Origin of the sequence: Nocardia farcinica (assembly GCF_029867845.1) — a bacterium.
Lineage (GTDB): Bacteria > Actinomycetota > Actinomycetes > Mycobacteriales > Mycobacteriaceae > Nocardia > Nocardia farcinica_A.
In genome coordinates this window covers 1-8333 of record NZ_JARWRU010001110.1, presented here as the reverse complement: position 1 = coordinate 8333, position 8333 = coordinate 1, and the positions used below count along the sequence as shown (strand labels likewise).

At 72.0% G+C, this 8333-nt stretch carries 8 protein-coding genes, 2 pseudogenes and 1 riboswitch; of the genes and pseudogenes, 3 read left to right on the top strand and 7 right to left on the bottom strand.

All coding sequences use genetic code 11. The features are described 5' to 3' along the window. The 3 genes and pseudogenes from QH283_RS24585 to QH283_RS24575 form a co-directional block, all read right to left on the bottom strand. Positions 1-319: pseudogene (locus tag QH283_RS24585) on the bottom strand (ABC transporter permease); the annotation flags it as partial. A gap of 6 nt (positions 320-325) precedes the next feature. Further along, on the bottom strand, positions 326-1909 hold the full coding sequence (locus QH283_RS24580; protein ID WP_280505307.1) for an ABC transporter substrate-binding protein: 1584 nt from the start codon (positions 1907-1909) through the stop codon (positions 326-328). 35 nt (positions 1910-1944) lie between these two features. Beyond that, a riboswitch (cobalamin riboswitch) is annotated at positions 1945-2071 on the bottom strand. A gap of 15 nt (positions 2072-2086) precedes the next feature. Continuing rightward, a complete protein-coding gene (locus tag QH283_RS24575; protein WP_280505306.1) occupies positions 2087-2827 on the bottom strand; it encodes a MerR family transcriptional regulator in 741 nt (246 codons plus the stop codon). A 63-nt stretch (positions 2828-2890) separates the two neighbouring features. Between QH283_RS24575 and QH283_RS24570 the strand changes: the two genes are divergently transcribed. After that, positions 2891-3403, top strand: a complete 513-nt coding sequence (locus QH283_RS24570) for a DUF6194 family protein (protein ID WP_348538309.1) — start codon at positions 2891-2893, stop codon at positions 3401-3403. A gap of 12 nt (positions 3404-3415) precedes the next feature. Here QH283_RS24570 and QH283_RS24565 read toward each other — a convergent pair whose 3' ends face one another. Together QH283_RS24565 and QH283_RS24560 are read right to left on the bottom strand one after the other, a co-directional pair. Beyond that, entirely contained in the window at positions 3416-4480 is a 1065-nt protein-coding gene (locus tag QH283_RS24565) for a hypothetical protein (protein WP_280505305.1), read from the bottom strand. Between the two features lie 166 nt (positions 4481-4646). Continuing rightward, positions 4647-4877, bottom strand: a complete 231-nt coding sequence (locus QH283_RS24560; RefSeq protein WP_280505304.1) for a hypothetical protein — start codon at positions 4875-4877, stop codon at positions 4647-4649. 342 nt (positions 4878-5219) lie between these two features. On the opposite strand from QH283_RS24560, the gene QH283_RS24555 reads away from it, so the two are divergent. Then, the gene (locus QH283_RS24555) at positions 5220-5816 is read left to right on the top strand and encodes a carboxymuconolactone decarboxylase family protein (RefSeq protein WP_280505303.1); all 597 of its coding nucleotides are present in this window, start codon (positions 5220-5222) and stop codon (positions 5814-5816) included. A gap of 25 nt (positions 5817-5841) precedes the next feature. Here the strand turns inward: QH283_RS24555 and QH283_RS24550 are convergent, their stop codons facing one another. Further along, positions 5842-6783 (bottom strand): AraC family transcriptional regulator, encoded by a 942-nt coding sequence (locus QH283_RS24550; protein ID WP_280505302.1) that lies wholly within the window; start codon positions 6781-6783, stop codon positions 5842-5844. A 69-nt stretch (positions 6784-6852) separates the two neighbouring features. Next, positions 6853-7473 carry an NAD(P)-dependent oxidoreductase gene (locus QH283_RS24545; RefSeq protein WP_280505301.1) on the bottom strand — a complete coding sequence of 207 codons (621 nt, stop codon included), beginning with the start codon at positions 7471-7473 and terminating at the stop codon, positions 6853-6855. 305 nt (positions 7474-7778) lie between these two features. Here QH283_RS24545 and QH283_RS24540 point away from each other — a divergent pair. Continuing rightward, positions 7779-8333: pseudogene (locus tag QH283_RS24540) on the top strand (PucR family transcriptional regulator); the annotation flags it as partial.

The following is an 8333-nucleotide window of genomic DNA, read 5'->3' as shown; positions in this document are numbered from 1 at the left end:
CCGCCAGCACCGCGCTGTTGCCGAGGCGGTCGAACAGGACATCGGACACCGGCCTGCCGGAGACCAGTGACCGACCGAGATCGCCGCGGACGACATCGCCCGCCCAGTCCAGGAAACGGATCGGCGCAGGCCGGTCGAGCCCCAGTTCGGCACGCAGCGCGGCCAGCTGCTCCGGTGTCGGCGTACCCGCGCCGTACCGCGACAGTGCGACCTCGGCCGCGTCCGAATCCAGCAGCTCGAACAGCGCGAACACTGTCACGGCCACCACGCACAGCACACAGGCGGCGGCCGTGAGCCGCCGCAGCAGATAGCGCGCCACGACCGCTCAGGCCAGCCAGGTGGTGGCGTAGTTCGCCCAGTCGTCGGTGCCGGGTACGCCCTCGCGCATGCCGCCCACGGTGACCCGGGCGGCGTCGGGGCGTTTGGCGAAGCTGTGCAGGATGTAGCCGCCGTCGTGCCAGAGCTCTTCCTGCAGTTCGTGGTACAGCGCGGTGCGTTCGGCCGGGTCCATGGCCGCACGGGCGCGCTCGAACTTCGCGTCCCACTCCGGCCGCCGCCAGCCGGTGCCGTTGCTCGGCGAGGAACTGGTCATGGTCTGGCCGTAGAAGTAGTCGAGGCTGTAGTTCCACCAGCCCACGTGACTGAGCGGCGCGGTGCCGCTGACCTTCGAGAAATAGGTGTCGGCGGGCACCGTCTCCAGCTCGATCGTGATGCCGGCGGCCTTGGCGTGCTCGGCGATCAGCGTGGCCGACTCGAGCATGCCCGGCATGCCGTCGGCGGTCGGCAGGGCGACCGTGTGGTTCTCCTTGCCCGCCTCCCGCAGCAGCGCGCGGGCGCGCTCGGGGTCGTAGCCGCGCTGCGGCAGGGTGTCGTTGTAGAACGGCGCGCCCTTGCCGTACAGGTCGTTGCCCACCTCGCCGAAGCCGTAGTACACCGCGTCCACCAGCGCCTGCCGGTCCACCGCCAGCCGCATGGCGCGGCGCACCCGCACGTCGTCGAACGGTGGTGTGTCCACGCGCATCTGGAGCGCGCCCATCAACCCGGCGGGCGGCACGATCACCCGCACCTCGGGATCGCTCGCCAGGGTGCGGGCCTGTAGGTAGCTCAGCTCGTGCACCACATCGGCCTGGCCGGCCAGGAAGGCGTTCACCCTGGCCTCGGTCTCGGCGATCTGGATGATCTCCACCTCGTCGAGGTGTGCGGCGCCGTCCCAATGGGTGTCGTTGCGCCGCAACAGTGTCCGGTCGCCGGGTGACCAGTCCGCCAGCGTGAAGGCGCCGGTGCCGGGTGGGAGGGTGCGCTCGTCGAAAGTGTCGCTGCCCTCGGCGACGATGTAGCAGTACCAGCCCGCCAGCACCGAGGCGAAGTCCGCCGTCGGGGTGTGCATGGCCACGATCAGGTCGAGTTCGCCGTCGATGCGGGTGCGCGACAGATCGACCATCGCCAGATCGCCGGCGGACGGTTTGGCCGGGTCGAGCATCCGCTCGAAGCTCCACAGCACGTCGCGGGCGGTCAGCGGGGACCCGTCGGAGAAGACCACGCCGGGGCGCAGCGAGACGCGCCACTCGCCGCCCTCCTGGTCGGGCTCCAGTGCCCTGGCCAGCCGGTAGCGCGGGGTCAGGTCGTTGTTGTAGGCGACCAGTTTGTCCCAGACGTTCTTGGCGACCGCGCCGCCCGCCGAACTACCCGCCGTGTGCGGGTCGAGCACGTCCGAACTCGCCGAGCGTCCCGCGATCACCGAGCGAAGCCGCCCGCCGATCCTCGGCGGGCCCTGCGGCGCGCTCGCTGGTGCGTGCTCGGTGCCGCAGCCGCCGAGCAACGGCAGGCCGGTCACGGCCGTGAGGCCCAACGCGCCCGTCAGGAATCCGCGCCGCCCGATCCCGGGCGCGCGTCGTGTGAAGTTGTCCATCGCCATCCTCGTGGGTGTGTCCCTGTGCTCGCGCAGGTGTCCTGGCTCCCGGATCGACGCTTGCCGCCGGCCTTCCAACCCGGGTAGGTCGTGGCCACGAAATCGGCGGTTCACTCCTCGGTGACAGTTGCGGGACAGCCCCGGATTCCCACCGGTGTTCCCCGCGCCCGGACGAGGCTACCGGTCCGAGGCGGGCGCGGGTGGGCGCGGATCCCGCTGCGCGAGCACCGCGTCCAGATGCGCGCCCGCCGTCAGCAGGGCGCGCGAGCGGCGGCGGATGCCCTCGTCGCGCGAGGCCAGCGCGGACAGCACGTCACCGCGCCGGGCGCGCAGATCGGCCAGCAGCGGGCGCAGGGCGTCGATGCGGTAGCCCGCCCGGCGCAACTGGTGGGTGATCCTGGCGTCGCGCACATCGGCGGGGGAGTAGCTGCGCGCGCCGCCCGGCGCGGTGCGGCCGGGCATCACCAGCCCCTCGGCGTCCCAGTGCCGCAGTGTGGACGGCCGGACGCCGAGGGCGCCGGCCAGTTCCGAGACGGTCATGGCGTCGCCGGGCAGCACCGGCTCGATCGGCTCGGCGTCGATGGCGGCCACGGCCGCGCGGGCGGCGGCCAGCGTGTGACGCTCGGCGTCCAGGCCTGCGTGGGCGGCGTCCAGCAGCGCCAGCAGCTCGGCCTCGTCGCCCGCGTGGGCGATGCGCACCAGCCGCGCCGCCTTGGCCGGGCCGACCCCCGCGGCGAGCGCGCGATAGGCCAGCGCGCAGTCGAGATGCCACCGCCGGTACCGGCGATGACCGGACGGCGTGCGGTGCGCGGCCGGCAGCACCCCGGACCGCACCAGCTTGCGCACCTGCTCGGCCGAATACCCGCTCGCCCGCGCCACATCCACCGTGCGCAGCGGGGTGCTGTACCGGCTCGGCATCAGCTCACCTCCGGTTATTCACGGCGAAGTCCACACAAGGACTTCAATGTAACGCTCGAAGGCATGACGACCTCCGAAGCCATGACCTCCGAAGCCATGACCATCGAGACGATGACCATCGAGGCGATCACCGCCCACATCGAATCCCTCGGCGGAGTGCTGACCCTGCGACCGGGGCCGGGCGACGGCTCACCCGAACTCGCCTGGGGCGACCTGTTCTTCTACTACGCCCCCGACGGCGACCTGCCCCCCGGCCAGCCGTTCGCCACCGTCGTCACCAAGAACTATCCCGACGACACGGCATCGCGCCTCGACCGCCCCGGCGCGTTCCGCGTCAACGCCGACATCGGCCGCGACGGTGTGGCCGCGCACATCGGCCGCGACCCGAAGGACGATTCCGCGCCGGCCGAGGATCCGGCCGCGGACGACACCGTGATCGCGCACCCGCTGTACGGCCGCGCGGGCTGGGTGTCGGTGGTGAACCCCGGACCGCGCACCGCCGGGGTCTGCCTGGACCTGCTCGCCCTGGCACACGATCGGGCCCGCGCCCGCGCGCAGCGGCGCCGGACCCGGTGACGGCAGGGACGATCACGGCGTCGGCGGCGAGGGCGGGTCGAGGAAGGTCTCGAGCGCCAGGGTGATGACCCGCAGCAGAATCGTCGAACCGACGCCGATCAGCAGACCGGCCCACAACAGGAAGATCGCCTGCCGCTCCTCCGCCCCCCGGTTCTCGAAGATGAGCACCGGCTGGTCGGAATAGGCGACGCGACCGGTGGCCGCCTTCGTGGCCGAGGTCCAGGCCGCGTACTGGCCGCCCGCCACCCAGCGTGCGTCGTACACCCGCGCCTGCGGATACGACTCGGCCAGCACCACGTTGTCGGTACGCGGGATGTAGACCCGCGACATCATCCGGTACTGGTTCTTGGCCTGGGTGCTCGCGGTCCAGTCGACCTGTGCCGGGAGCAGGGTGAACTGCCCCGACGAGCCGGTCCGCCAGAAGAAGCGGGATGGCACCGTGCACTCCTCGACGAAGACGAAGGAATTGCCGCCCGAGGTCTGCACATGGCGCTTGCCCGCCACGTCGGCGTCGGTGTCGTAGGGCCAGATCGTGCCGCGGTGGTCCCGGTACCGCGCGTCGTCGGCCTGTGCGCCCTGCTCCTCCTGCTGTTCGCTCTCCTGCTGTCCGCCGGTGGTCTCGCCGTAGGCCAGCGCGGAGGACGCGCCGCCCTGTAGATCGATCTCGATGGCGCGTCGCGCCCCCGGCAGCACCGTCTCGATGGTGCGTTCGGTGAGGGCTTCGTCGTCGCCGCAGCGGATCTCCTCCTCGACATCGTCGAATCCCGCGAAGGTGATCGCGAACTCCAGCGGCGCCACCGAGCCCTTCTGCGCGTAGTCGACGTCGTCGGCGCGGAAGTAGAAGCGGATGGCGACGGGGTCGTCGGAATCGGGGTCGGCGGCGGGCACGTACTGGTTCACGTAGAGCGTGTACCGGCGGTCCCCGCCGTCGGTGGTGATCACGACCAGGCCGCGGCTGCCCTGGTCGGCCGGATGGTCCGGGTACACCAGGTCGTGTACGCGCGGCAGGTAGTAGAGCGCGACGGCGACGAGTATCGCGGCCAGGATGGTGAGCTCGGCCTTGACACTGCGCCTCATCGAGTTGTTCCTCCGGTAGACCGTCGCTCGCGGCCGTGACGATCTCGGTGCGCGGGCGGGCGCGGAGGAACGCCCACCGGTCGAGTTCGGGCACGGCCCTGAGCATCTTAGGGAGCGCGACGCGACAGCGGTGTCGGTCGCGTGACCGACACCGTCGGGGGAGGGGTCAGTAGAGTTCGGCGGTCGCCCCGTCGGCGCGGCGTTCGACCACGCGCAGGCGGTCGGCGACCGCGACGAGTAGCTCCACGGACTCCTCGCTCAGTTCGGCGGCCGCGCGTAGCAGCCACCGCAGCCGGGGATCGCGCAGGAGCGCGACACGGTGGGTGTCGCTGTCGCCAGCGGGGGCAGGGAGTTCGCCGGGATCGCCCGAGCGATCGTCGAACTGCGCCGGGATCATGGGCTGTCCTTCCGTGCCGGCCGGGGTGCCGGGCTCCGACTGGGCCGGTCTCGCGCCGGTCCGCCTGGTCGCTGGATGTTAGCCGAGTTGTGACCTGTCGTCCTGTTTTTCGTGATCTTGTCAGGGGGTCTGAACGCATTGTGGCACGGTGTGGGTTCGACCAGGCGCCGTGACCTGCCACTCGCGCGGGCGAGTGGGCAGGCGGAAGCGGATTGCTGATCGATGTCCCGGCACCGCCTGAGACACGCTTCACATCGGTCGTCGACCACCTCCGGGCGTACGGTGGGAACCGCAGCTGTCGACACCGATTCGACCAGCCCGGCATGGGGAGGCGACGACGCGATGACGCGGACGATCGATCGATTCAGGACATCACTACGCACCCTGAGGCGGGCGCGACGACATCGCGGCGACCTCGCTGGCTGGCTGGTGCGCCGACCGCAACTGGCCGCGAGCGTGCTCACCTTCGAAACCGCGCTGCTGCTGAGCAACAGGGTCGATCCGCATCTCAAGGAGCTGGCCGAGCTGAAGACCGCCGCCCTGGTCAACTGCGAGTTCTGCCTCGACATCGGCTCGGCGCTGGCGCATTCCGCCGGGGTCACCGAGCAGCAGATCGCCGACCTGCCGCGCTACCGGACCAGCCCCGCCTTCGACGAGGTGGAGAAGCTGGTGCTCGCCTTCGCCGAAGCCGTGACCACCACCCCGGCCGTCGGGATCGACGACCTGCGCGAGCAGCTGGTCACCCGGCTCGGCCGCACCCAGGTCGCCGAACTGGCCGTGGCCATCTCCTGGGAGAACCAGCGCGCCCGGCTCAACCAGGCGCTCGGGGTCAGGCCGACCGGCATGGCCGAGGGCATGGCGTGCGCGCTGCCCGAAGCCGCGGGCCGCGCGGCCGAGCCCGCCCGCGATCTGCCGATCACGCTCGACACGGGGAACTGACCGCCGGGGCTCGCCGGATCGGCCGTCAGGCCGACGCTCCGCGCAGGCGGTGCTGGCGCGGGCTGACGCCCCGTGCCCGTTTGAACGCGGTGCTGAAGGCGAACGGCGTGCTGTAGCCGACCCGCCGCGCTACACTGCCCACCGTGACCTCGGGATCGGTGAGCAGATCGGCGGCCAGCGCCAGCCGCCAGTGCGTCAGATAGGCCATCGGCGGTTCGCCGAGCAGCTCGGTGAACCGGCGGGCCAGATTCGCCCTGGATACCCCCGCCTCGGCGGCCAGGCTCGCCACCGTCCACGGTCGCTCCGGCGCCCCGTGGATGCGGGCCAGCGCCACCCCGACCACCGGATCCTGTTGTGCCAGATACCAGGACGGCGCCTGCTCGCGTTGCGCGGCGAACCAGGTGCGCAGCGCGGAGATGAGCAGCGCGTCCAGCAGACGATCCAGCAGGGCGCGCTGGCCGGGCGCGGACACCGCCATCTCCTCGGCGAGCAGGCCGACCAGCGGGGAGCGCCACTGCTCGGCGCGCAGCACGATCAGCGCGGGCAGTGCCGACAGCAGCGGCCTGCCTGCCTCCCCGACGTTCTCGTAGGTGCCGGTGAGCAGCACCGTGCTCCCGCCCGGCGCGCCCCAGGTGCGCACGCCCAGCGACCACTCGTCGACCAGGCTGCGCCCGTCCTCGGTGCTGGTGCAGTGCCCGCCGGGGCCGATGACCACGGTGGGGTCGGTGCCCGGCTCGTCGGCCACGGTGTAGCAGCCGGGCCCGCGCGCGATCGCCACGTCCCCGGTCGCCAGGCGCGTCGATTCGCCGTCGTCGAGGGCGAGCCAGGCGTCGCCGCGCATGACCGCGGCCACCGTCAGCGGGGCGTGGTCGGCGATCCGCAGCGCCCACGGCGGTTCCAGCACCGAGCGGAGCAGGAAGGCGCCGCGCGCCCGCGGCCCGTCGAGCAGGGCCTCCAGAACATCCACGCCGGCAAGGCTAGCGAGACCGCTCGCCCCGTCCGGTGCCGCCGCACCCGCTCGCGTCACCGCCGCGCCTCAGTTCGAGACCGAGACGGCCGTGCCGATCCGGCTGGGATCGGCGAGCGCGCGCAGCAGGGCGTCGGCGACGTCGGCGCGGGAGACCTTCAGGGTGAGATCCGTTGCCTCGGGCCCGAATCCGTAGCGGTAGGCGCCGGTGTGCGGGCCGTCGGTGTAGGCGCTGGGCCGCACCAGGGTCCAGTCCAGGCCGGACTCCCGCACGACCTGCTCCTGCCGCTGGTGATCGGCATAGGCCGCGCGCAGCAGCAGCCCGAACATCAAGTGCTTCCAGACGAAGTTCAGGTTCGCGCGGCTCTCGCCCGCCCCGAGCGTGGACAGGCAGACCAGCCTGCGCACGCCCCGTTCCCGCATCGCCGCCACGGTGGCGCGGGTGCCCTGCTCGCGCACTCCGGCCGCCCGGCCCGCGCCGAGCGCGACCACGACGGCCTCCGCGTCGATCAGCGCCTCGGCCACATCGGCGGGCACGGTCGCGTCGCCGCGGACCACGGTGACCCGGGGCCGGGCGGGCGGCTCGGCCGGATCGCGGACCAGGGCGGTGACCTCGTGGCCGTCGGCGACGGCGCGCTCGACGAGGTGGCGGCCGACGCTGCCGGTGGCTCCCAGAACGGTGATACGCATGTCGTTGTCCCTTTCGCGGGTCGGTGTCTCGATGTCTTCGAGTCAACCGCCGCGCGAGCCCGCGAACCATCGCCCGGACGCGCGGGGACATACGCGATCGTCTCGGTGCGCACCGCGCCCGCCGGCGTGGGAGCGGGCTGGACACGACTGTCAGAGCGGATCGTCATCATCGCAGGTAGTGATCACAATCGCGGTGCGGGCGCGCTGGGCCCTGTCACGTAACCCGGCGATCGGCCCCGCGCGCGGCATCGAATCGTTACTGTGAACCAGCCGCACAGTAACTTCGGGTCTGCGAGGAGTCGCCGATGACCGTGGAAGATCGGAGGGGGACCAACGGGGCGTCGCCCGGCCTGACCATCTCGGGCAAACCGATGTCCTCGCCGCTGCACGACGTGCGCGGCCTCTCCCGGCAGATGGTCGGTCACTTCGTGCGCACCGTCGCGCCCTGCGGCACGCTGCCCGGCGACGCGATCAGCGGCGACGTCACCATGGTGACCAGGGTCTGCCTCGAGGTCGCCGTGCACATGCTCGACGGCCGTGACGTCGGCACCCACCTGCGCAGGCTCGGGGACACCGCTGCGGGCTGGGCGCGCGAGGGCGTGCCGATCGACACCATCCACCACTCGGTGCACGAGGGCTTCAAGATCGGCATGGACCTGGTGATGTCGCAGGCCACCCCCAGCGACTACGAGAGCCTCGTCGGCGGCGCGCGGCGCATCGTGGAGATCCTCGACCAGATGACCACCGCCATCTCCACCGCCTACGTCAAAGAATTGCGCGCGGTGGTCAGCGAGCCCCACACCGCTGTGCACACGCGGACCGCCGCGCTGCTCGGCGGCCACCGCAATTCGCCGATGGCC